The following is a 21,837-nucleotide window of genomic DNA, read 5'->3' as shown; positions in this document are numbered from 1 at the left end:
GTGCCGCAAGGGGCGCACCATGGGTGATGACCGATCGCGAAATGCCCGCGAACACGCGGGCAACTTCGCGGGCCTCTCCCTCGATGGAATCGCCGAAGATCATCGGGGCCAGGCCAAGCGTCCTGGCTTGGGAGGCCGCGGCCTCCAGCGCCATCATGGGCGTTGCCAGCATGTGAACCGCGCCGGGGCGCGCCGTCCCCGGGAGGGTGTTGGCGCGGATCGCCGAGACCACATGGTCCGGAATGGGAATCCGATAACGCCGCAGAATCGCGAGCGCCTCTTCGGGATCGACCGGCTCAGGGATCGTCGGTCCGGAACCGATGCTCGACGGGTCGTCGCCCGGGACGTCGGAGATCAGGAAGGTCACATGCCGGGCCGCCCCGATGGCGCCCGCCAACCGACCGCCCTTGATGGCCGAGAGCGACTTGCGCACCACGTTCATCTCGTCGATGGGCGCGCCGGATCGCAGCAGGGCGCGGTTGATCGTCTGTTTGTCGTCGAGCGTGATCCCCTCAGCCGGGAGCGCCAGAAGCGCTGAAGCGCCACCGGAAATCAGGCATACGACCAGGTCATCGGGGCCGGCCGATCGCGCCAGCGCCAGGATTCGCTTCGCGGCCGCGACCCCCGCCTCGTCCGGAACCGGATGGGCCGCCTCGACGACCTCAATCGAGCGGGTCGCAGCGCCGTGTCCGTAGCGCGTCACGACAAGCCCTTCACACGTGCCGCCCGCGCGACTCCAGGCGCCTTCGAACGCGGCCGCCATCCGCGCCGCGGCCTTCCCGGCACCGAGAACGAGCGTGCGCCCTTTCGGGCGTTCCGGCAGGCACGCGTCGAACTTCCCATCGGGGAGCGCCGCTTCGAGCGCGGTCCGGAAAAGCATCTGCAGGATTTCGGCGTCGGTCTGCATGGTCCGTCTTTATTGGGGTCCAGAGGGTTATCTGACGCCAGGATCTTTCGGTCTGCAAGCATTCCGATGATCGATACGGCCTCTTTTCCCGGCGCAGACCGCCAGCGAGAGCATCGCTTGAAATCGACGTTCCCGCCTTCTAGGGTTCGCGGAAATTTCGGGATGCCGACGAAGGACGCTCTCTCATGTTTGATAGTACCTGCCACAACGGATGCCTGCCGACGATGGGTGGGGCCTGATGCAACCTCTGTCCGCACTCGGCGCCGCCGACCTTCGTCGCGTGCGCGTTGTCCTGGCCGATATCGACGACACGATTACGAGCGAGGGCAGCCTCACCGCAGCCGCCTATGCGGCGCTCGAAAAATTGCACCGCGCGGGTTTCATCGTCATGCCCGTCACGGGACGCCCGGCAGGCTGGTGCGATCACATCGCACGCATGTGGCCGGTGGACGCCGTGGTGGGAGAGAACGGTGCCTTCTATTTTCACTACGACCGCGATGCAAAGAAAATGCACCAGCATTTCTGGGCATCGGCGAATGAGCGCCGCAACAATCGCGAACGGCTTGCGACGATCGAGCGAGAGGTCCTGGCCGAGGTTGAAGGGTCGGCGCTTGCGAGCGATCAGGCATATCGTGTCGCGGACCTTGCGATCGATTTCTGCGAGGACGTTCCGGCGCTTCCCGAGTCCGATATCGACCGTATCGTATCTATATTCGAGCGCCACGGCGCGGTCGCCAAGGTCAGTTCGATCCATGTCAATGGCTGGTATGGCGATTATAACAAGCTGAGCATGGCGAAGGTGGCGTTGCGCGATCTCTTTGGACTGGACTGGGACAGCGCGCGAGATGCGGTGATCTACGTGGGCGACTCGCCCAATGACGAACCCATGTTCGCGGCCTTTCCGATGAGCGTGGGCGTTGCGAATATCCACGACTTAGCGAACCGTCTCAAAAGCAAACCCGCCTTCGTCACTGCCGGGCATTCGGGCGATGGCTTCGTCGAGCTGGCCGCCCGTCTGCTCGATTCCCGCAAGACCCCATGACGAGTTCGAGATCGGACGTCACGCGATGAAATTGCTCACCTGGAATATTCAATGGGGTCTTGGCTGCGACGGGAATGTCGACCTGCGCAGGATCGTCTCGACGGCCCGGGAGTTCTGCGACGCCGATGTCTTCTGCTTTCAGGAAGTCTCCTACGGCTTCCCCGACTATGACCTCGGGGAGAACCAGCCAGCGGTGATCGCTGCGCTGCTGCCTGGCTTTACGCCGATCTTCCGTCCCGCCGTGGAAATCACATCCGTCGAAGGGAGGCCGCAACTCTTCGGCAACATGATCCTTTCACGCCTGCCGGTCCTGCAAGTCACGAGCCACATGCTCCCCTCGCCGGCGGTCGAAGCGCGCACTATGCAGCGGCAGGGGCTGGAAGCGATCGTCGTGTCCTCCTTCGGCCCTGTGAGCGTGACCACCTGCCATCTGGAATTTCATTCGGATCTGCATCGGGAAGCGCAGATACGCGAGCTTCGCCGGTTGCACGAAGACAGGACGAAGCGCGGCGGGCTTGCGTTTCGCGACAGAACGAGCGGGCCCTATCGGACGATCCCGCCAAGCATTGCGGCGATCGTCTGCGGGGATTTTAATTTCGAACCACAGGATGCGCTCTACGACGAAATGCAGAAGGGCTTCGCCGGTGGAGTTCCGGCTTTCGTCGACCTGTGGGCAGCGGGAAACCCGGGAGAAGCTCACGCGCCGACTGCGGGCATTGCCGACGCGGCGCAATGGCCCGGGGGCGCGCATTGCCGCGACTTTATCTTCGGCACGGAAAATCTGACGGCGCAGCTCGTCGATATTCGCGTCGATACGGAAACGACGGCGTCCGATCATCAACCGGTCGCCGTCGCATTCAATCCAGACGCTTGAACGAGCGCAGGTTTAGCCTGACCGCGAACCGGTCGGGCGCCTGTTTTTAGATTCCGCTCAAGCAAACGTATTTGATTTCGAGGAAGCCCTCGATGCCGTATTTCGACCCCTCTCGGCCCAGGCCCGATTGCTTCACGCCGCCGAACGGCGCTGCCTCGTTGGCAAGGAGGCCGGTATTGACGCCGACCATTCCGCTTTCGAGCGCCTCGGCAACGCGCCAGATCCGCGCCATATCGCGAGAGTAGAAATAGGAGGCGAGGCCGAACTCGGTGTCGTTCGCCATGGCGATGACGTCGTTCTCATCCTTGAACCGAATGATGGGCGCAAGTGGTGCGAACGTTTCCTCCTTGGCGAGCTTCATGTTCTGGGTGATCCCCGTCATCACCGTCGGCTCGAAGAATGTGCCGCCCAGTGTCGAACGCTGGCCGCCGAGAACGAGCTTCCCACCCTTTGCGAGGGCATCGGCGACATGCTCTTCCATCTTGACGACCGCGCGGTCGTCGATGAGCGGCCCTTGGGTGACGCCTGTCTCCGTGCCGCGTCCAAGCTTCAGTTCTTTGACCTTCGCGCTGAGCCGCTCGGTGAAGGCATCGGCGACCGTGTCCTGCACGTAGATCCGATTGGCACAGACGCAGGTTTGACCAGCATTGCGGAACTTCGAAATCATCGCGCCCTCTACGGCCGCGTCGAGATCCGCATCATCGAACACGATGAAGGGAGCGTTGCCACCCAGTTCAAGCGACAGCCGCTTGATACCGTCCGCCGCTTCCTTCATCAGCCAGCGGCCCACGCCCGTCGAACCCGTGAAGGTGATCTTGGCGACCTTGGGGTTATGACAGAACTCGTGTCCGATCGGCTTGGCTTCTCCCGTTATCACCGAGAAGGCACCTTTCGGCACGCCGGCGCGCTCCGCCAACACGGCGAGCGCGAAGGCGGAAAGTGGCGTCTGGGCGGCGGGTTTCAGCACGATGGTGCAGCCGGCGGCAAGGGCCGGCCCGACCTTTCGGGTGATCATGCCGTTCGGAAAATTCCAGGGCGTGATCGCGGCGCAGACCCCGACGGGCTGTTTCAGCACCATGATGCGCTGATCGCTTCGGGCCTGGGGAATGATGTCGCCATCGATCCGCTTCGCCTCTTCGGCGAACCACTCGATATAGGCGGCGTTGGACACCACCTCGCCCTTTGCCTCGGCCAGCGGCTTGCCTTGTTCCGTAGTGAGAATCAGCGCGAGATCGTCGGCGTTCGCGAGGATCAAGTCATACCAGCGCTTGAGAATAACGCTGCGTTCCTTCGCGGTTCTGCGCGCCCAATCCTTTTGGACCTCATGGGCCTTGTCGATGGCCCGGCGCGCGATCTCTGGACCGAGATCCGGCACTTCCATGATGATGGCGCCATCGAAAGGGTCGGTCACAGCGATCGTCTTGCCATCAGGCGCGTCGATCCACTCGCCGGCCACATAGGCCTTGCCCACGAGGAGCGACGGATCCTTGAGGTCGAGCGTGCGGCGATCGACGGGTTTCTGATGAGCGGTCATGACAAGCCTCCAGGCGCTTCCGGCAAAGGGATAGACGCCATATAAGGGTTCGGCGCCCGTCTGGAAACACCCTCGGGACGGTTGTCGCCAATCCCTCGCAATCTTGACGGGCCGGGCTCTTCCGCGAACCCGGGAATGCCCGGACGGTCGACACGGATTATGGATACGGCTCGACGCCTATGCGGCTGGTATCTCCTGCGGGACAATCTCTGCCGCACGCGGGCGTCAGCGAGTTCGGAAAAAAAGCGGGTGCTCGTTCACACGTGCTGCACCGCGACATTGTCGTCGCGGCGCGCCACTGTCCGATCCTGTCTCAGTCGCTCGAAGGTTGACCGGTGGAACGGAGATTGGCCGCGGCCCAGATGGCCGCCTGGGTGCGATTCTTCGCATGAATTTTTCGCAGGATCGCCTTCACGTGAACCTTGACCGTTGCTTCCGTGATATCGAATCGGCGCGCGATGAGTTTGTTGGAATCGCCCTGCATCAGGCAGCGCAGAATGACCGTCTCGCGCGCAGAAAGCCCGCGTGGCGAGACCTCGTCCACATCGTGGGCGATCTCGGACACATGGCCCGCCTCGGAATGTCCCACGAGCCCGAGTGCCGCTGACGGGAAAACGGTCTCGCCCAGCATGACGAGATCGAGGGACTTCACCAGGACTTCGCACGATATCGTCTTGACCAGATAGGCGTCGGCACCTGCTTGGAATGCCGCAAGCAACTGCTTCACCTCATAATGGTCGACCAAAATCACGGCCTTCGCCGAGGGGTATGATTCTTTCAGAGCCTCGATCTGCTGCAGAACGCTCGCATGATCGGCGACTGCATCGACAATCGCCAGGAAGGGCCGGTCACCGGAAACGGCAAGCTGCGAGACCTCCTTGAGACTGGAACCGGTCGCCACCAGCCGATAGGCCGTATCGGCCAGCATCTTCCTCAGCCCTTCGCGCAGCAAAGTATTCGGCTCGAAGAGCAACGTGGGAACGTCCGGGGAAGGAGAGGCGGCGCGTGTCGTAGATCGGGGGGAGGAGGTGCGAGCGTACATATCGATGGCAAGGGAGCCGCCCAGATCGGGAAGGGCTTCCGATTCGTAATTCTTACGCATAACAAAAACCCTTTCGCGATAAGCCAGTGACCCACCAACTCGAACTGCGAAAATAATCTAGCGCAAAGAGCAATTGCCGACAATTCTTCTTAACCAAACGCAAGAAGAAAATTCGTGCGAAAACTTGGGAGACGCGAAATGGCCTCATTTGTAAGAGAGATTAGAACTATAGTTACATAAAAGATGAAATATTACATTGTTTCAAAAACCGCGACGTCTGCAAATCGGAGCCAGTCCACAGGCGCCTCGACGGAAGAGGTTGCCAAAGACATGGGTGTCTCACATGGTGGGCGGAGAAACGTTTACAGATCAAGACTCTCCGGGTATCCGTCTTGATCTTCCCCGCTCCACCGGTGCACGCGATTTCAGATCAGCGGCTCAAACGAGGCCTTCGCTCGCTCCTATGAGATGCTACTTCAACCTCGTGAACGGCACCGAAGAAATCATCGACGACGACGGTATCGAGGTGAGCGGTATCGAGCAGGCCCGAGCCCAGGCGCTCAAGGCAATCGCGGAATTGCGGCACGAGGATAACCAGCTTGCCAGCGAGTGGAAGAATTGGCGGCTCGAGGTGACCGACTCAAAGGGAACCGTCTTGTTCACCCTCAGCCTGGCAATCGACCTCCACTGAAGGTCGTCTGGCGTCGCAAGCTCGCGCAAACAGGCTGACATGCAGCAAGAAGGGCGACGATGTCTCGCCGCCCTGCTGTCATCTTCCAAGCTGACCGAATTCCAGCGCGGCTATGACCGCAATGCAATTCCCGGATCTTCGCCGCCGGTTGGCGAGAGATGCTCCACGGCCCACATGGCGGCCTGGGTCCGGTTCGCCACCTGAATCTTGCGCAGGATTGCTTTCACGTGAACCTTCACGGTCGCTTCCGCCACGTCGAGCTGCCGCGCGATGATCTTGTTGGGCGCACCCTGCATCAGGCAATGCAGAATTTCGGCCTCGCGATTGGAAAGCATGCGGGTGTCGGATGCGTGCGCGAGCGAGCGACGCGTGTCGACATCGGTCGGTCGGGAAACCTCTGTCTCGCCCTGCGGCTGAGCGTTCATGATGGCCGCCAGAAACGGTGCGGACGGGAAAGCCGTCTCGCCAAGCATCACGAGATCAAGGTACCGGATCAAGGCCTCGACAGTCGGGAGACAATATCCGTCTGCCCCACCCTTCAAAGCCGTCATCATCTGCTCGAGGTTGAACGTATCCGCAAGCACGACCACGCGCGATCCCGGGTGTCGCGACTTCAGCGCAGAGAGACCAGCGGGTAGCACCGCATCCCGCAGATTACTATCGACGATGAACAGAACGCTCGACGAAACACCGGTGCCCTCGTCATCCAGACGGCCGGCAGGCTCATCTTCAGCCTGAACTTCATAGCGAGTATTTGCGAGAATGTGGCCAAGTCCGGCTTTAAGCATCGGATTGACGCATGCGAGATACGTTGTAACCTTCGGCTCACCCTGGGACATATGCAACTCTCCTTTCGGGATCCGTCGGAATATACAAGTTAACCCCTTATTAACCAGACCGGCAAAGGGAGTATACCTTACCGCTTTCGTGGTATCGATAAAAGCGATCATGTAGGCATGTCGTTGAGGAGAAAACTCCTCTAATGTTACAAAACGGCAGACGAATTTCCTTCGCCGGCTCGCTGCACCTCAAGCACAACGCCCAATATGAGAAATCGCCTATATCACAACCGCGTGATCACTGGATTTTCCTGGAGGGGCGCCGAGCGTAAAAATCGCTCAGAGTGGCTAGCAATACTGTTACTAATATCAAATGCTTATGCGTTACCACCTTTGATCGATTGCTGATGGTAAACGAAAGGATAATAATCAGCGCACGAGAAGGGTGGCGACAGTACAGCGTTAGTTGATAGTGCGTAAAACCATGTCAAACCAACTCCCCTGCATCGCGATCAATCGTAAGTAACGTCACTTTTCTGACGAGTATCAGAACTTGGCGTCGGCAGGGCCGAAGTTCCGGAGTTGGTTATGAGTAAGCCGCAGTTTCCCGATACGTCGCTCTCCGCGATTTCTGAGAGCTCCCCTTCCCCAAGCGACCGTTTGACGGTTTCCCTGCACGCCGGATTTGTCGCCGTCGAACGGGTCGTGAAGCGCGCATTCGATTTCACCGCCGCCTCGCTGCTCCTCATCATGAGTATTCCGCTTTTCATCGCGGTTGCGGCCTTGGTGGCGATCGACGGCGGACCGATTTTCTTCCGGCATCAGCGGGTCGGCAAAAACGGTGAAACCTTCGGGTGTCTCAAGTTCCGCACCATGATCCTCGGCGCGGAGGAGTGCCTCGACGAGTATCTCTCTCTCCATCCCGACGCGCAGATGGAGTGGGCCAGGGAGCAGAAGCTCTCTTTCGATCCCCGCATCACGTCCATCGGCCGCTTTCTGCGTTTGTCGAGCATCGATGAGTTGCCTCAGTTGCTCAACGTCATCAAGGGCGACATGAGTCTGGTCGGTCCGCGACCCGTCACGAGAGGCGAACTCGTGCATTACGGATTCGCGACCGCGCTCTACAAGAGCGTGCGCCCCGGGATAACCGGTTTGTGGCAGGTGAGCGGCCGCAACGACCTCGGCTACGACATGCGAGTTCGTCTTGACGAGCAATACGTAAAGACCTGGAGCCTCTTTGCCGACCTGGTAATCCTTGTGCGGACGCCTGCCGTCGTCATCTCGCGGCGGGGCGCACGATGAACCGGCGCGACACTTCGATTGCGGAACCCGCACTTGTCGTAAAGGCGGAACCGAAGATCAGCACGTTGATGTCCACATACCACTCCGAGACGGCTTCCAATCTCGATGCGTCGCTCCGCAGCCTCGAGGCTCAGTCGGTTCTGCCCGATCAACTCGTGCTTGTCGTCGACGGACCAGTCGACCGCGACCAAGAGAACGTGATTGCTGAATTCATCGCCAGGGGAAAAATCCCCACGACGCTCGTTCGCTTCACCAGCAATCGCGGCTTGGCCGAGGCCATGAATGCCGGTTTGAACCGCTGTCTGGGCCAATTCGTCATGCGCATGGACAGCGACGACATCTGCACGAGTGACCGTGTTGAACAGCAAATCACTTACGCCGAAACGCATCCCGAGATCGACGTCATCGCAGCCTGGAGCGAAGAATTTTTCGAAGACGGTGGGCGACCGCAACTCAAGGTGACGCCGGCGGGACATGACGGAATCGTTCGGGCTCTGCGCTGGCGCAACGTCGTTCACCACCCCACCTTGATGGTCCGAAAGAAGTCGCTCTTGGCGGTGGGCGGCTACCGAAGCACCTTTGGCTTTCTCGAGGATTATGACCTTTTCGTCCGGCTTGTCCTCTCCGGCGCGAGGTTCCATGCCATCCCGAAAATTCTCCTCTACGTTCGTTCAAGCACGGCGCAACGCAGTCGCCGTGGCGGGCTCAAATACCTGATCAACGAGATCAAGTTTCGGGTTGAATGCTTGCGAACGGGATTTCTGTCTGTCCGCCAATTCCTGGTGATCACCCTCATGTACACCGTGTTCCGCCTCTTGTCCGGCGCCGTTCGCCGGCGTCTCTACGGCCTCGCACGCATCTGATCCGAAGCGTGCGCCAAGCGCCATAACCGCCGGAATTTCGAGGTTTCGATGAACGCCCAGCACCGCATTTCATTCTCACAGATTGACTTTCCGACCGGCGGCAAAGCGCGCGCGGGGGAGCCAGCATCGCATCAGGGCCGCGCCATATCCTCTCACGACGTGAAGCGCTTCCTCGCAGGTTTCTTCTTGGTTGTCGTCTGCGTGGGCATCGCGTGGCCGTTGCTGCCACGTCGCTACGAATCGGCCGCCTCGGTGATCCTGCGTCCGACCGATGCGCAAGGTCGGCTCGATAACGTCGAGTCTCTCCGGCAGCCGTTGGATGACAACGCCATCCAGTCTGAGATGGACATTATCGGTTCGCCCACAGTTGCCGCGACTGTGATCGCCCATCACCGGCTCAAGGACGATCCAGAATTCGCGGGCGATCCGAATCGGTGGAGCCTCCGTGTTCTCCAATCGCTCTATCGCGTCGCTCCCGTCGCTTCGCAATGGTTCGGCGATCTTCGCAAGCCTTCTGAGGCCGAGATTCGCGAGCAGCTGCAAAAACATCTGACAGTGTCCCGGGACCGCCGGTCCTATACGGTGAAGATGGGATATTGGTCCTCAGATCCTGTGAAGGCGGCAGCACTGACGGACACGTTGCTGAACGCCTATCTGAGCAACCAATTGGCTCGCAAGCGCGGCAGCGCGGATCAGCATTCCGCGTGGTTGATCGAGAGAGTGGAAGGGCTGCAAGCCCGGTACGAGAAATCTGAACGTGCCGTCCGCGAATTCGGTCTAAGCTCCGATCTCGCCGACAGCGCCATGCTCAACTCGCTTGAATCGCAGAGGGCAGCGCTGAGCCAGGAGGTGGCGGAACTGCGGGGCAAGATCGCCGCGGCGGCGATGCAAACCGAAACCGCTACCTCGCAGCGCATCAGAACGCCAAACGCGGCGCCGTCTTCCTCCGGCACGATCTTCCCCGCGCAGGCGCAAAGCGCTGAGGCTCGCAACTCCGAGCTTCGGCTTGCCGTCGTCGAAAAGGCTTTGCGTGCCGTACGCGAGGAAATATCCGACCATCACCTTGCGGCCCTCAAACTGGACGCCCTGAAAAGAGAGGCGGCCATCGACAAGGAATTGCTGGATGGCGCCTTGGTCCGGTTGAAGGAGCAAGAGCCGCGTACCTCGTCGGCGGGGCCCGGCGTGGAAATTCTCGCCCGCCCTGATGCCGCATTGCGCCCGAGCTTTCCCAACGCTCTTCTGTTTCTTGCCGGCACCCTCATCGCCGCGGTCGCAGCAGGCGCTGCCATGGTGTGGAATCCGCATCCTCGAAACGCCCGTCGCACCCTCCCTCCGCGGTAACCAGCCATGAGTTCCGATGCCATGGTGTCGACCGCGCAAAGAGGCCATCAAGTCTCGCTCGCTTTTCCAGCCGCCATCACAGTGGGCTGGATCGCAGCCGTGTTCATGGCACCCAAGATCGGACCTGTCGCCTATGCGGCGCCATTCATCGGCCCCGCAATCGGCCTTGCGCTTGTCGCGCTCCACCGGTCGGGAGCGCGCCGCTCGCTCACGACGATCTTTCTGCTTTTCATGACGACTTTTGTTCTCAGTCTGGCGTTCCGGCAGCGCGAGCTGGGAGAGACCGGCCTCGATTGGCAGAACGGGACGAAGCTTGCGGTGTGGTGCACGATTCTGGGCATCGGCCTCCTGCGCTGGCGTGACCTCTCCGATCTTTTCAGCAGGCCGATGACTGGACTTGCCTTCGCGTATGCGGGAATCGCGCTCCTCTCCGCTGCCTGGTCGGAAGTCCCGGCATATACGGCTGCGAGTGCGATCGGGCTTCTGGCCTATCTCGTTCTCGCCTGCCTTGCCGTGCGCGATCTCGATGAGGCTGTCGCGTTGCGCACGATCATCTGGAGCCTTGGGGTCTTTCTGCTCGTGGGCTTGATCGCCGGTCTGTTGGCTTTTGATGTGGCATGGCTCGCGCCCTCGGCCGAAGAAAGTCTCAGCCGTCTGCAGGGGTTCTCGGGTCATCCGAATACGTTTGGCCAGCAGGCCGCGATCTTCATTACCCTGACGACCATCGCGGCGCGAATGGGCATCCTTCCCAAGTTCTTCGCCTCGGCGCTTCTTCTCATGGGGCTGATCGCGATTCTCGCGAGCGGCAGCAGAACGAATCTGGTAGCAGCACTGCTGGCCTTTGTGGTGATCGAGGTGCGCGCAAGCGCATGGCGGCATGCCATCGTCATCACCGGCATGACGACGATCGCGGCGATCGTGCTGATCGCCGCGACCGGCGGTCTGACTGAAATCGACGCCCTTGTCCGAGGCTTCAGTCGTACGGGCGCGGAAGGCGAGATTTTCACCCTGACCGGGCGCACGGAGTTATGGTCGGCCGCCTGGAAACTCATCGTCGACAAGCCGGTCTGGGGATGGGGATATAATGGCATCGAGGATGTCATCGCCGGTACGGTGAGCACCGGGTTCGAGGGCACGGCGGTCAACGCGCACAACATGTTGCTGCAGACATTGGCATCCCTGGGTTTCGCCGGCTCGTTGCCGGCGATCGCTGCGATCGGACTCCTCTGTCTCAGGTTTATTACACGGCCCGATCCGGCTCGCGACCAGATCGTGGTGCTGTTGCTGATCACCGGACTTGGTGAGGTCGGCATCGCCGCGACCCCCATCCTCCTGACGTTGGTCGTGTTCTATTTCTTCGCCAGGGATGACACACGGTTCGCGCGGGCAGCTTCGTCCCCCGGAGGGTCATCGAAATGACCAGACCTCTCCTCCAGATCGACGCGCGGACGATCGGCCAGACCACGGGCGGACACTCGGCTTTCATGGTCGTTCGAAACGAAGCGAGGCGCTTGCCGTACTGCCTCGAATATCATCGCGTCCTTGGGATCGAACGCTTCTTCATCGTCGACAACGGCTCCGACGACGGGACGCGAGAGTTCCTGCTCGACCAGCCGGATTGTCATGTCTTCCATGCGGGCGGGTCGTTTGCAGCCGCCAATTACGGCATGGACTGGATCAACTTGCTCGTGGGACTCTACGGGGTCGGTTCCTGGTGCCTCTTCGTGGACGCAGACGAGCTCTTCACATATCCGCATTCGGAGAAAGTGACACTTCCAGCGTTCTGCCGCTTCCTCGATCGGCGACAAAGCGAAGGCGTGTTCTCTCTACTCCTCGATATGTACAGCGCTTGCCCGATAGTCGATGCGGTCTACGAGCCCGGTACGCCGTTCCTCGCGACTTCGCCGTATTTTGATCGCAACTACGAATTTCGCCAGAAACTCGGCTTTTCTCGGCACGATGATAGCCTGTTCGACACGGAGGTGATCGGTGGGCCGCGTTTGCGAATGTTCTACCCCGAGTTTCGCGACGCGCCGCCGTGGAAGAGGACAGCCTGGCGGGCCATGCGCAAATTGCGCCGCCATCCCATCGGGGCTGCCGCGGGCCTGCAGCATATCAATTACGGGTTCGGCATCGCGCCCGACCTGACCAAGATCCCGCTGATCAAAGCCCGCGCCGGATTGTCCTGGACGTCGAACCACCGTTGCACGCCGATGCGCCTTTCGGGAATTACCGGCGCGTTGCTGCATTTTAAATTCTTTGCCGATTTCCACCACCGGGCCCGCACGGAGGCAGCGCGCGGGCAGCATTGGGATGGCGGAGCGGAGTATCTCCGATATACGGCTCTCGTCGACGGAAATCCGGATGTCAGTCTCGTCTATGCAGGAAGCGAAACCTTTCGCTCGACGCAGCAGCTCGTCGACCTCGGACTGATCGAAAGCTGCGTCGAACTCGATTGGTTGGCCGGCGGCAGGGCCAACATCCGGCGTGAGCGGCGCCTTCGCGGCTATACCAATCCGGCTGCACCCTTCGGATCGGCGCATGGAACTCCGAACGCGGCGCGCCGGACCTCGCAATGACGCCAACTCCGACAATCCCGGTTGCGATCGAGGGCAAAGTCGAACTGCCGCGTCGAATGCGATCATTACGGGCGTCGAGTCGAAGTCAGTGGCTCGCTCATCCTGCGACCTACACGTTGGGCACGCTCATCTTGAGCATCCTGAGCCTCGGAACGTCCCTCGTTGCGCCCTCGCTGCTGGGTCCCGCGGCTTTTGGAACTTTCGCGTTGCTGACCAGCCTGTTCCAATATAGCAGTCGCTTCGATATGGGCCTGTCCCAGTTGGCGGACCGTGATCTTGCGGGCGGATCGGCTGAAGCGGGACGTGATAGCGAAATATTGTGGGCGAGTTGGGTCGCAGGTGGCGTCGTCCTGCTGATCCTCGTGCCGTTCGCGGCGGTCGTTGCGTCCTTCAGCGGGGACATCCGGCCACTCGATGCTGTGCTGGCCGTGAGCAGCGGAGCGCTCATGATGATCGCGAACGCACCCGTGACGATTTTCCGCGCGGGCGCCAAGATGTGGGAATTCACCATGGTGGCGCTGACGCTCCAGGCCGGAATGACCCTTCCACGCCTGGCAGGCCTCGTCTTCGCAGGCGTCACCGGGTGCTTCGCCGTTCTGCTCGCTTGGTACGCGGCCCTGGCCTTCGTGTTTGCGAGACCGATGACTCGCTCGCTCCCTACGCCGAGGCGCGTTCTGAACTTGTGGCGCGCGGCGTTTCCTCTCTTTGTGTTCAATGCGGCGTGGCTCGTTTATCTCACGGCAAACCGATGGATCGCAGCGGCTTTGACCGGCTCGGACGAGCTCGGGTTTTTTGCCTTCGGCGCAAACCTCGCCTTTGTCGGTCTTGGCCTCATCTCGACGATTGCGCAGGTCTATTACCCGAGACTGCTCGGGCGAATGCTTAGCGCCCCGGCAGGCGCGTGCTCCCGCGCGATCGAGCTGCAGGCGGTTCTGCTCACGGCGGCTCTCACCGTCGTGGCTTTTGTCGCGATCGGCAGCGCCACAGGGCTGATCGCCCTGGTATTCCCGCGCTATCAGGACGCAGCACCGTCGACTGTCGTCCTGGCAATCTCCTGCATACCGCTGGCGCTCGCCACCTGGCTCGTCCCGATCTGCATCGCCCTGTCGGCGAGCCCTAAACGCGATGCCGTGCGTATGTTCCTGCCCGCGTTCGGGATGCTGTTCGCCGCAATGGCAGGCGGCCATATGCTGGCGGGAACCGAGGGTCTCGCCTGGGGATGCGTCCTTGCGGGCGTTGCGTTGGTCGTGTCCGTTCTGGGGCATCTCCGGCGCGTCGGGGCGCTCCAAGCGGGGCCGGCCGTGCGCATCATCGCCATTCAGGTCGCGGCGGTCTCGGTGTGCTCAGGTTTCGCGTTCTCCACATTGCCTTATCTGAAAAGCGGATTCCTCGCCGTTGAATCGGGAAAGGTCGCGGGCCCTCCTCCCGGATGGAATTTGGCGTTCGAGGATCAATTCGACGCAGTCGCCTTGTGGGATGCCGCAACCAAGCAAGGTCGCTGGGAGCCACATTATCCGTGGGGCGAGAGGAATAACCCTTCCAACAAGGAGCGCCAATATTACGTCGATCCTCGACGCGGGAAGGATCGGCCATCGCTTGCCCACTTCCACCCGTTCTCCACGGAGCAAAGCACTCTTCTCATCCGCGCTCTCCCCTTTGCCGCCGAGCAGCAAAAGGAGACCGGGTTCCAGTATGCATCGGGCATCCTGACGACGGCACCCACTTTCTCCTTTACTTACGGCTACGTGGAAATGCGGGCCCGGGTCCCGCGCGGCCGCGGTCTGTGGAGCGCGTTCTGGCTCGCACCGACAGACCAATCCTGGCCCCCCGAAATCGACATCCTCGAAGCCCTCGGCCACGACACCCACAGCTACATCATGACGGCGCACCGCAACTTCCTCGGGTTTCATTCGCAATCGCAGTTCCGCGCCCAGACGCCGGATCTCGCCGAGAACTTCCACGTCTACGCGGTGAAATGGACGGCTGACTTGATCGTGTGGTTCTTTGACGGCGTTCAAGTCGCGTCAATGCCAACTCCAAGCGACACCCACAAGCCGATGTACATGATTCTCAATCTCGCGGTGGGCGGACATTGGCCGGGGTCGCCTGATGCCAATACGGTTTTCCCTGCGACGCTTGAGGTCGATTACATCCGCGCATATCTGCCGCCGGAGCGGAAATCGTGAAAGAGGCCCCGCGACTGACCCGACGGCATCGCTTGTTCCGCGGCGGCTTCGCGGCCATCAACGCGATCGGCGCAGATCGCTGGTTGCGGCCCTTCACGCTCGGCTCGGGCATGATTCTGATGTTTCATCATGTGCGTCCCTGGATCGAAAAACCCTTCGCGCCGAACGCTTCGCTGGAAATCACGCCGGATTTTCTGGCTCTCACGGTCGAAATGCTGCGACGGCAAGGCGTCGACATCATCTCGCTCGATGAGGTGCCAGATCGGCTGCAGGAAGATTGCGGCGGTCGACCCTTCGCGGTTCTCACGTTCGATGACGGTTATCGCAACAACCTGGAATTTGCGGCGACTCTTCTCCGGGATCTCGACGTGCCGTGGACAATCTTCGTGGTCGATGATTTCGCCAGCGGCCGGGGGAGCCTGTGGTGGCTCGATTTGGAAAGCGTCATCGAAGCCGCAGAGCAACTCTCAGTCGACTTCGACGATGGACCACAAGAATATCTCACCCGGACGTTGAAGCGGAAAGGCGTGGCGTTCGAGAGCCTTCGGCGTCGCCTGAAGGCCGGGTCAGACCACCAGCTCCATCGGGTTATGGACGATCTCAGACGCGAGTTCGGCATCGATGCCGATGCTACCGTTCGGCGGTTCTGCGCCGATTGGAACGAGTTGCGATCCCTGGTCGCGACACATCCCCGTGTGACAATCGGCGCCCACACCTTGACGCATCCTGTCTTGGCGCGCTGCGATGCCCGAGCGGCCGAGGCGGAAATAGCTGGAAGCAAGGACGCGATCGAAGCCCGTCTGGGCATTCCGGTTCGCCACTTTTGCTATCCCCACGGGGATGCCTCATCATCTGGACCTAGGGAGTTTCGGCTCAGCCGCGAGAGCGGCTACGAAACCGCTGTGACGACCCAGCCGGGCCACATCTTTGCTTCCGCCGCACCCGACCTGTACGCGCTTCCACGCGTATCGATCAACGGACTGCACCAAACGGAGAACGCCCTCCGATCCTTGCTCTCAGGTGCTGCCTTTCTGCCGCAGGCTGTCATCAAACCCGGTCGGCGCTCGTAGCGCAGCAATCCGACTCCCTAGACGTAGAAGTAGTCGACATGAGCGTGAAGGGCTTGGGGCGCCACGTTGTCGAGGGTCGTGATTTTGAGGATCGCCCCTGAACCTGCCTTGTAACGAACGATGGTGTCGCCTGAGCCATTGTCGTCAAAGATGAGCCGCCCCTCCGAGATTGGATCGGCCAGCGGAATGCCTTTGAACAACGCGCGCAGATCGAGCATGTCGACCCCCGGCCGGAAATCCTTCACATGTCCGGCTCGCTTTGGCGCGGTCGTAAAAATGAACTGGTCGCTCCCCGCGCCGCCAATCAGCGTGTCGGCATAGCGGCCTGCATAGAGCTGATCGTTTCCGGCTCCGCCCGACAGGAGATTGTCGCCGATGCCATTCGACTGGATCTTGTTGTCGCCGCCGTTGCCATACGCACGTTGGTCGCCTTTGCCAATAAGAACAAGGTTTTCGACGTTTGTCGCGAGCCGGTGGCTCGCCAGATCCGTACGGACGGTATCGATCCCCATTTTTGATTTCTCGATTGGGCGATCGCTGCGGTGATCGACGTAATAGGTATCGTCACCCTTTCCGCCTTTCATCACGTCACCGCCCTGCTTACCGACGATCTTGTCATGAGTTCGCGTGCCAGCGAGGTCGTCCCAATCATACGTGCCGATGACGCTCTTCTTCGCCTTGGCGCTGCTCGGAAGCGAGAATAGCGCCTTTTCATTCTGGAATATTGCAACCAGAGGCGTCGATCCAGTGGCGCCGACGGCGGAGTAGGCCCGGATGTAGTCGATCTGGAGAGTGGCGGGAAACGTCGTCGTTCCATCGGGGCTGCCGGCCCACTCGCCGCCCACGGCAAGGTTCGCCAGCATGTACATTGGCTTATCCATGCCAGCGGGCGTCGCAATCTCGTAGATTTTCGTGCCGTCGAAGAACCAGGCGATCTTGTCCTTCTGCCAGCCTACGCCGTAGGTGTGGAACCCTGTCGTCATCCCTTCCAAAACCGTCGTCTTGTTCTGCATCTGGTGCCCGCCAGCATCGTAATGCACGGACGTCTCAAGCTGGTTGGGCGCGCTGCCGATGACCTCCATGATGTCGATCTCGGGCGGCCAGGAGAGATCGGTCGGAAGCAACCAGAATGCCGGCCAGAGACCCTGCCCGGCCGGCAGTTTGGCCCTCATTTCAAAGTAGCCGTAAGTCTGGCTGAACGAATGAAAGCTCGTGATCATCCCGGACGTATAGGCGTAGCCGTCGACGTAGGATTGCAGCGCGGCAGGCGTGGGGGCCGCGCGGACGTTCATGATTCCGCCTTGAGCCGTGTAGGTGCCGAGCGAGGATGTCTGAGTGTAATTCGCGTTGACATACCATTGCTGCTCGCCGTTCGCCGCATTGGTACCCCCGTTCACCTCAGTCCACGGATAACCGGTATCCCAAGTGCCCGAGTGACCGTTCCAATAATCGAAGGTATTAAATTCGTCGCTAAAGGTTAAATTGGCAGTCGCGGATAGATTTCTAGGATCAATTGCCACAATAGCCCCCGCTCGATAAACTATTACTCGCGATTTACAATTTATAACTCTTCACAACGCCCATATAGGATCATTTACCGTCGTCAATTCAAGGACGACAGAAGAATTATACTTCATCCGAATAAAGCGCGGGAGGCGTTTTTTAACTTTGCGTTAACGGACGATTCCGACCCGGCACGTTGCGGCCGCGGTCAACGAGTCATCGTTACGATTCAAGCGCTTAAGCTCGGAGCCCCGCTACCACTTTGGGATTATTTTCGAGAGCTGCATGCCGGGGACCCAGGCTGGGGATCGGCTCGGAGGGCCAGCCACCCAGACAAGCTCGAACGGAGCGCGAGGAAAATACTCTGCGGAAAGGGTGTGCGCGACGGCGGTATCTCAACTGAAACGGTGGTTTCAAAGGAATAAACACCCTCGACACGAGGTTCTGCCGTCGCCGCGCGCCGTGATAATGCAGAAGTATACTGCTTTTTGGAATTATATAACTAATACGAAATATCCGCTAATCTTCTGCCGTCACAACGAAAATCGCGGCACCCTGTCGCAAGGGCACCGCGATCGGTCTTTCGGCAACGAGGCGAAGCGAGGCAAAGGCCCGTTAGAGTTCCCGGAACGCTCTCGACATGCTGTCTCGGATCGGTTGCAGCAGGTACTCGAGGAACGTCCGATCCGTGGTCTTGATGTAGACCTCGGCTGGCATCCCCGGGGTGGCGACGAAGCCGTGGATATCGGCTGTCTGGCCGGGATCGGGCGCCACCCGGGCGACATAGACATCGCCGCGCGACGCCGACCCGCTCTTGTCGTCGGGCAGCGCGTCGGCCGACACATAGACGACTTTTCCTTCGATCATCGGTGTCACGCGCTGTTTCAATGCGGTCAGACGAACGACTGCCGCCTGCCCCAGCTTGACGTTCTGGATGTCTTGCGGTCGAACGCGCACCTCGATCAGAAGATTTGTCTGAGCCGGCACGATTTCCATCACGGTCTTGCCCGGCTCCACGACGCCGCCGGGGGTGTGGTAGCGCAGCTTCACCACCACGCCCTGCACCGGGCTGGTGATTTTGACCCGCTCGAGAATGCGCGTGGATGCGAGGATACGCTCTCGCACGTCGGCGAGTTCCGCCAGGGTTTCATGAAGCTGCTCGACGGAAGCCTTGACGGCGGTGTTGCGTGCACCCACGATCTGTTCCTCGGCGCGCGCGATCCTCTCCTTCGAGTCGCCGATCTCGCCGGTGAGACGACCCGCTTCGCCCTGAAGATTGGCGCGGGCCCGCTGCAGGGCCAACACTTCGGACTTCCGGATCAAGCCGCTGCGAAGCAACTGCTCCTTGGCGCCGAGCTCCTCGTCGAAATACGCGATTTGCTGCTGCACAGAGCCGAGCTGCGTCGTGCTTCCGGTAATGCGTTCATGCAGGGCGTCGATGCTGGTACGGATGGACGCGATCTCGCTCTTGAGGCTCTTTCGATGCGCGTCGATGGTCGCTCGCTGCGCCTTGACGATCGTTGTGAAATCCGGATCCGATTGAAGCTTCGACATCAGCTCCGGTGGGAACATGATGTCGTTTTCCTCGGCCATTTCGGCGCGGAGCCGCGCCTCGATGGCAAGCAGCCGCGCCTGGCGCAATGACAGGCGGCGCAATTCCGCACGGGGCGAGGTTTCATCCAGCTGCACCAGGGTTTGACCCTGCTGCACGATATCGCCCTCGCGAACGAGGATCTCCTGAATGACGCCTCCCTCGAGATGTTGGATGAGCTTGTTCTGCCCGGTCGCAACAAAGGCGCCGGATGTGACGACCGCGCCCGCGATGGGAGCTATACCGCCCCAATAACCGAATCCCATCACCGTGAGGGCAAGGATTCCCACCCCCAGCAGCGTGGGAAGGCGGGTGCTGCGGGGTACGTCCGCGTACCATTCACGTTGCTTCTCTGAGAATACGGGTGTTGGGGCCATAACCTTTGATCCAATCTCGCTCAACCGTCGATGATCGGTGGGCCACCCTGGGCCTTGCGACCGCTCATCAGCGGTATGATTTCGTCACGACGGCCGAATGCCTGGACCGTCCCGTCCTTGATCATCATGATTTTGTCGACGCTCTTGAGAAGCGCAGGCCGTTGAGTGATGGCCACGATCGTAATCGAACGCTCCTTCGCTCTCACGAGGGCGCGGGCCAATGCCTGCTCGCCGGAATGATCGAGATTGGAATTCGGCTCGTCGAGCACGACGAGGCGCGGATTTCCAAAGAACGCGCGCGCGAGACCGATCCGTTGACGCTGGCCGCCCGAAAGGGGGCTTCCATCCATGCCGACGATGGTCTCGTAGCCCTGCGCGAATTGCGAAATCATTTCGTGCACGTCGGCCAACTCGGCCGCGTCGAAGATATCCTCGTCCGAAAGGTCGTCGCGCATCCTGGCAATATTGGCCTTGATGCTCGCCGGGAACAGCTGAACGTCCTGAGGCAGATAGCCGACATTCTCGCCGAATTGACGCGGGTCCCAATTCCGCAGATCCATCATGTCGAGGCGAACGCTCCCGGCGGTGGGCACAATCGAGCCGACGAGCATCCGGCCGAGCGTCGATTTGCCCGAACCCGAGGCTCCCACGATGGCAAGAGATTCGCCGGGATCGAGGTGGAACGTGATGCCGTTGAGGATCACCTTCTTGTTCGGCGGCGGAACGTAGAGAACCCGTTCGACCGTCAACCTGCCCTGCGGTTCGGGAAGACGCAGACGGTCTAGATTCAGAGGCGAACTCTGCAGCAGAGCTTTGACGCGACCATAGGCGGATCGCGATTGGACGAAGCTGCGCCACCCTTCAATCGTTCCCTCGACCGGCGCGAGGGCACGGCTGGCAACGATAGAGGCGGCGATCACCATCCCGCCCGTCAATTCACCCGCCATCGAAAGCGATGCGCCCCATCCGAGGATCCCGATCTGGGTCGACAAACGGATGAACTTCGAGACGCCGGTCATCATGATGTTGCGGTCCTGCGCAATCACCTGCGCCTTCAGAGACTCGCAAGTCTCGCGACCCCACATCACAACTCCCTCGGGAATCATTCCCATGGCGTTGATCACCTGCGAGTTTCTGGCCATCGCGTCGGCCTGAAGATTGGCTCGACTCGCATAGGCATTCGCCCGTGCAAAGGGGACGGCCGTCAGCTTCTGGTTCAGCATCGCGGTCAGCAGAAGCATGATGCCCGTGACCGACACGATATATCCAAGATCCGGATGAATCAGAAAGACGGCGAGCAGGTAGACGGGCGCGACCGGCGCGTCGAGCATCATCAACAGCACCGGCCCCGTCAGGAACCCCCGGATGTGCTGGAGGTCGGACAGGGTTTGGAACTCGCGGCTCGAGCCGTTCTGAGACGCCTTGGCGGCGGCGCTGAGGACCRGCGCCCCCAACTTGCTCTCCGCCTCGACGGCGATGCGCATCAGGATAAAGCGGCGCATCATGTCCATCAGCACATGGGCGAGAATCGCACCCACCACGACGAGCGAAAGCATCGCCAGCGTATCGGAGCTTCGGCTCGTCAACACGCGGTCCGAGATGTTGAAAAGGTAAATCGGTATCGCCAGCACCAGCGTGTTCACGAAGAACGAGAAAATCGCCACCGTCACGAGATTCCGTCGGCAGGCGGCAAGACCTTTGCTGAGGACGTCCCGAAAGTCGCGGTCACCCAGGCGTTGATGCAGCGGCGTACCGCCCGGGCCGCGGCCACCGGAGCCCGTACCGCCCCCTTTCCCTGGTCCGCCGGGGCCAGATTGCGGTTTGGCCGGGGCCTCGCGTTGAGTCGGCAGGCTTGGCCGCACATAGGAGCGCGAAGAAGGCTGAGGGCGCTCGGCCTTCGCCGTCAACGGTTCGGCATCGAGAGCGGGCTGAGACTGAAGCGTAGACAGGTTCTGGAGCTGTGGCTTGGGTGTAGGCTCGGCATCCGCGAAGGGAGCAACGTAGCGCTCCGCGGAATCCCGGCGGTAGACTTCCTCGAGGTTTGCGAGTCTAGCGGAAAGAGAGCCGTCGCGAGGGTCTGCGGAGGAACCGAAGCTTCGTGGCGATGAATCCGACGCTGCACTGTCTAATTTGCGTTGCTGAAGCATTCATTCCCC

17 protein-coding genes are annotated in these 21,837 nt (G+C 60.7%); 10 read left to right on the top strand and 7 right to left on the bottom strand.

The window, feature by feature from the left end; translation table 11 throughout:
- Positions 1-907: glycerate kinase type-2 family protein (locus tag AC1DVM_RS03425; protein WP_477252060.1), on the bottom strand; the 907-nt coding region annotated here is incomplete at its 3' end.
- Between the two features lie 238 nt (positions 908-1,145).
- On the opposite strand from AC1DVM_RS03425, the gene AC1DVM_RS03420 reads away from it, so the two are divergent.
- Entirely contained in the window at positions 1,146-1,949 is an 804-nt protein-coding gene (locus AC1DVM_RS03420) for an HAD family hydrolase (protein ID WP_477252059.1), read from the top strand.
- Between the two features lie 25 nt (positions 1,950-1,974).
- Complete coding sequence (locus tag AC1DVM_RS03415) at positions 1,975-2,823, top strand: endonuclease/exonuclease/phosphatase family protein (protein ID WP_477252058.1); 849 nt, start codon at positions 1,975-1,977, stop codon at positions 2,821-2,823.
- A 46-nt stretch (positions 2,824-2,869) separates the two neighbouring features.
- Here AC1DVM_RS03415 and AC1DVM_RS03410 read toward each other — a convergent pair whose 3' ends face one another.
- Positions 2,870-4,357: an NAD-dependent succinate-semialdehyde dehydrogenase gene (locus tag AC1DVM_RS03410; protein ID WP_477252056.1), complete on the bottom strand. Its 1,488-nt coding sequence runs from the start codon at positions 4,355-4,357 to the stop codon at positions 2,870-2,872.
- A gap of 313 nt (positions 4,358-4,670) precedes the next feature.
- Positions 4,671-5,459, bottom strand: a complete 789-nt coding sequence (locus tag AC1DVM_RS03405; RefSeq protein WP_477252055.1) for a LuxR C-terminal-related transcriptional regulator — start codon at positions 5,457-5,459, stop codon at positions 4,671-4,673.
- A gap of 283 nt (positions 5,460-5,742) precedes the next feature.
- Here AC1DVM_RS03405 and AC1DVM_RS03400 point away from each other — a divergent pair, with 283 nt between their 5' ends.
- Positions 5,743-6,090, top strand: a complete 348-nt coding sequence (locus AC1DVM_RS03400) for a DUF6894 family protein (RefSeq protein WP_477252053.1) — start codon at positions 5,743-5,745, stop codon at positions 6,088-6,090.
- 110 nt (positions 6,091-6,200) lie between these two features.
- On the opposite strand, the gene AC1DVM_RS03395 is transcribed toward AC1DVM_RS03400, so the two are convergent.
- On the bottom strand, positions 6,201-6,929 hold the full coding sequence (locus tag AC1DVM_RS03395) for a LuxR C-terminal-related transcriptional regulator (protein ID WP_477252051.1): 729 nt from the start codon (positions 6,927-6,929) through the stop codon (positions 6,201-6,203).
- A gap of 528 nt (positions 6,930-7,457) precedes the next feature.
- Between AC1DVM_RS03395 and AC1DVM_RS03390 the strand changes: the two genes are divergently transcribed.
- The 7 genes from AC1DVM_RS03390 (at position 7,458) to AC1DVM_RS03360 (ending at position 16,210) form a co-directional block, all read left to right on the top strand.
- Entirely contained in the window at positions 7,458-8,171 is a 714-nt protein-coding gene (locus tag AC1DVM_RS03390) for a sugar transferase (RefSeq protein ID WP_477252049.1), read from the top strand.
- Positions 8,172-8,239: 68 nt separating this feature from the next.
- The gene (locus tag AC1DVM_RS03385) at positions 8,240-9,034 is read left to right on the top strand and encodes a glycosyltransferase (protein ID WP_477252047.1); all 795 of its coding nucleotides are present in this window, start codon (positions 8,240-8,242) and stop codon (positions 9,032-9,034) included.
- A gap of 48 nt (positions 9,035-9,082) precedes the next feature.
- Positions 9,083-10,375: a GumC family protein gene (locus AC1DVM_RS03380; RefSeq protein WP_477252046.1), complete on the top strand. Its 1,293-nt coding sequence runs from the start codon at positions 9,083-9,085 to the stop codon at positions 10,373-10,375.
- Between the two features lie 6 nt (positions 10,376-10,381).
- Entirely contained in the window at positions 10,382-11,794 is a 1,413-nt protein-coding gene (locus tag AC1DVM_RS03375; protein ID WP_477252044.1) for an O-antigen ligase family protein, read from the top strand.
- Positions 11,791-12,954, top strand: a complete 1,164-nt coding sequence (locus AC1DVM_RS03370; protein ID WP_477252042.1) for a glycosyltransferase family 2 protein — start codon at positions 11,791-11,793, stop codon at positions 12,952-12,954. Before AC1DVM_RS03375 ends, AC1DVM_RS03370 begins: the two co-directional genes overlap by 4 nt.
- Positions 12,951-15,140, top strand: a complete 2,190-nt coding sequence (locus tag AC1DVM_RS03365) for a family 16 glycosylhydrolase (RefSeq protein ID WP_477252041.1) — start codon at positions 12,951-12,953, stop codon at positions 15,138-15,140. The genes AC1DVM_RS03370 and AC1DVM_RS03365 overlap by 4 nt, the downstream gene beginning before the upstream one ends.
- Entirely contained in the window at positions 15,137-16,210 is a 1,074-nt protein-coding gene (locus AC1DVM_RS03360; protein ID WP_477252039.1) for a polysaccharide deacetylase family protein, read from the top strand. Before AC1DVM_RS03365 ends, AC1DVM_RS03360 begins: the two co-directional genes overlap by 4 nt.
- 17 nt (positions 16,211-16,227) lie before the next feature.
- On the opposite strand, the gene AC1DVM_RS03355 is transcribed toward AC1DVM_RS03360, so the two are convergent.
- The 3 genes from AC1DVM_RS03355 to AC1DVM_RS03345 all read right to left on the bottom strand — a co-directional run bounded on the left by AC1DVM_RS03355 (position 16,228) and on the right by AC1DVM_RS03345 (position 21,828).
- Positions 16,228-17,607 (bottom strand): family 16 glycosylhydrolase, encoded by a 1,380-nt coding sequence (locus AC1DVM_RS03355; RefSeq protein ID WP_477252037.1) that lies wholly within the window; start codon positions 17,605-17,607, stop codon positions 16,228-16,230.
- A gap of 721 nt (positions 17,608-18,328) precedes the next feature.
- A complete protein-coding gene (locus AC1DVM_RS03350; protein WP_477252035.1) occupies positions 18,329-19,681 on the bottom strand; it encodes an HlyD family type I secretion periplasmic adaptor subunit in 1,353 nt (450 codons plus the stop codon).
- A 20-nt stretch (positions 19,682-19,701) separates the two neighbouring features.
- The gene (locus AC1DVM_RS03345) at positions 19,702-21,828 is read right to left on the bottom strand and encodes a type I secretion system permease/ATPase (protein WP_477252034.1); all 2,127 of its coding nucleotides are present in this window, start codon (positions 21,826-21,828) and stop codon (positions 19,702-19,704) included.
- Between the last annotated feature and the right edge of the window lie 9 nt (positions 21,829-21,837).

Source organism: Microvirga sp. P4_A5, assembly GCF_056402495.1.
The sequence above is the reverse complement of the archived record's forward strand: the minus strand, read 5'-3'. Positions and strand labels throughout refer to the sequence as shown.

Coding starts and splice junctions, on each gene's coding strand:
- AC1DVM_RS03380 (WP_477252046.1), top strand. CDS start 9,083: ATGAACGCCCAGCACCGCATTTCATTCTCACAGATTGACTTTCCGACC.
- AC1DVM_RS03395 (WP_477252051.1), bottom strand. CDS start 6,929: ATGTCCCAGGGTGAGCCGAAGGTTACAACGTATCTCGCATGCGTCAAT.
- AC1DVM_RS03400 (WP_477252053.1), top strand. CDS start 5,743: ATGGTGGGCGGAGAAACGTTTACAGATCAAGACTCTCCGGGTATCCGT.
- AC1DVM_RS03370 (WP_477252042.1), top strand. CDS start 11,791: ATGACCAGACCTCTCCTCCAGATCGACGCGCGGACGATCGGCCAGACC.
- AC1DVM_RS03390 (WP_477252049.1), top strand. CDS start 7,458: ATGAGTAAGCCGCAGTTTCCCGATACGTCGCTCTCCGCGATTTCTGAG.
- AC1DVM_RS03350 (WP_477252035.1), bottom strand. CDS start 19,681: ATGGCCCCAACACCCGTATTCTCAGAGAAGCAACGTGAATGGTACGCG.
- AC1DVM_RS03385 (WP_477252047.1), top strand. CDS start 8,240: ATGTCCACATACCACTCCGAGACGGCTTCCAATCTCGATGCGTCGCTC.
- AC1DVM_RS03375 (WP_477252044.1), top strand. CDS start 10,382: ATGAGTTCCGATGCCATGGTGTCGACCGCGCAAAGAGGCCATCAAGTC.
- AC1DVM_RS03415 (WP_477252058.1), top strand. CDS start 1,975: ATGAAATTGCTCACCTGGAATATTCAATGGGGTCTTGGCTGCGACGGG.
- AC1DVM_RS03420 (WP_477252059.1), top strand. CDS start 1,146: ATGCAACCTCTGTCCGCACTCGGCGCCGCCGACCTTCGTCGCGTGCGC.
- AC1DVM_RS03405 (WP_477252055.1), bottom strand. CDS start 5,459: ATGCGTAAGAATTACGAATCGGAAGCCCTTCCCGATCTGGGCGGCTCC.
- AC1DVM_RS03410 (WP_477252056.1), bottom strand. CDS start 4,357: ATGACCGCTCATCAGAAACCCGTCGATCGCCGCACGCTCGACCTCAAG.
- AC1DVM_RS03365 (WP_477252041.1), top strand. CDS start 12,951: ATGACGCCAACTCCGACAATCCCGGTTGCGATCGAGGGCAAAGTCGAA.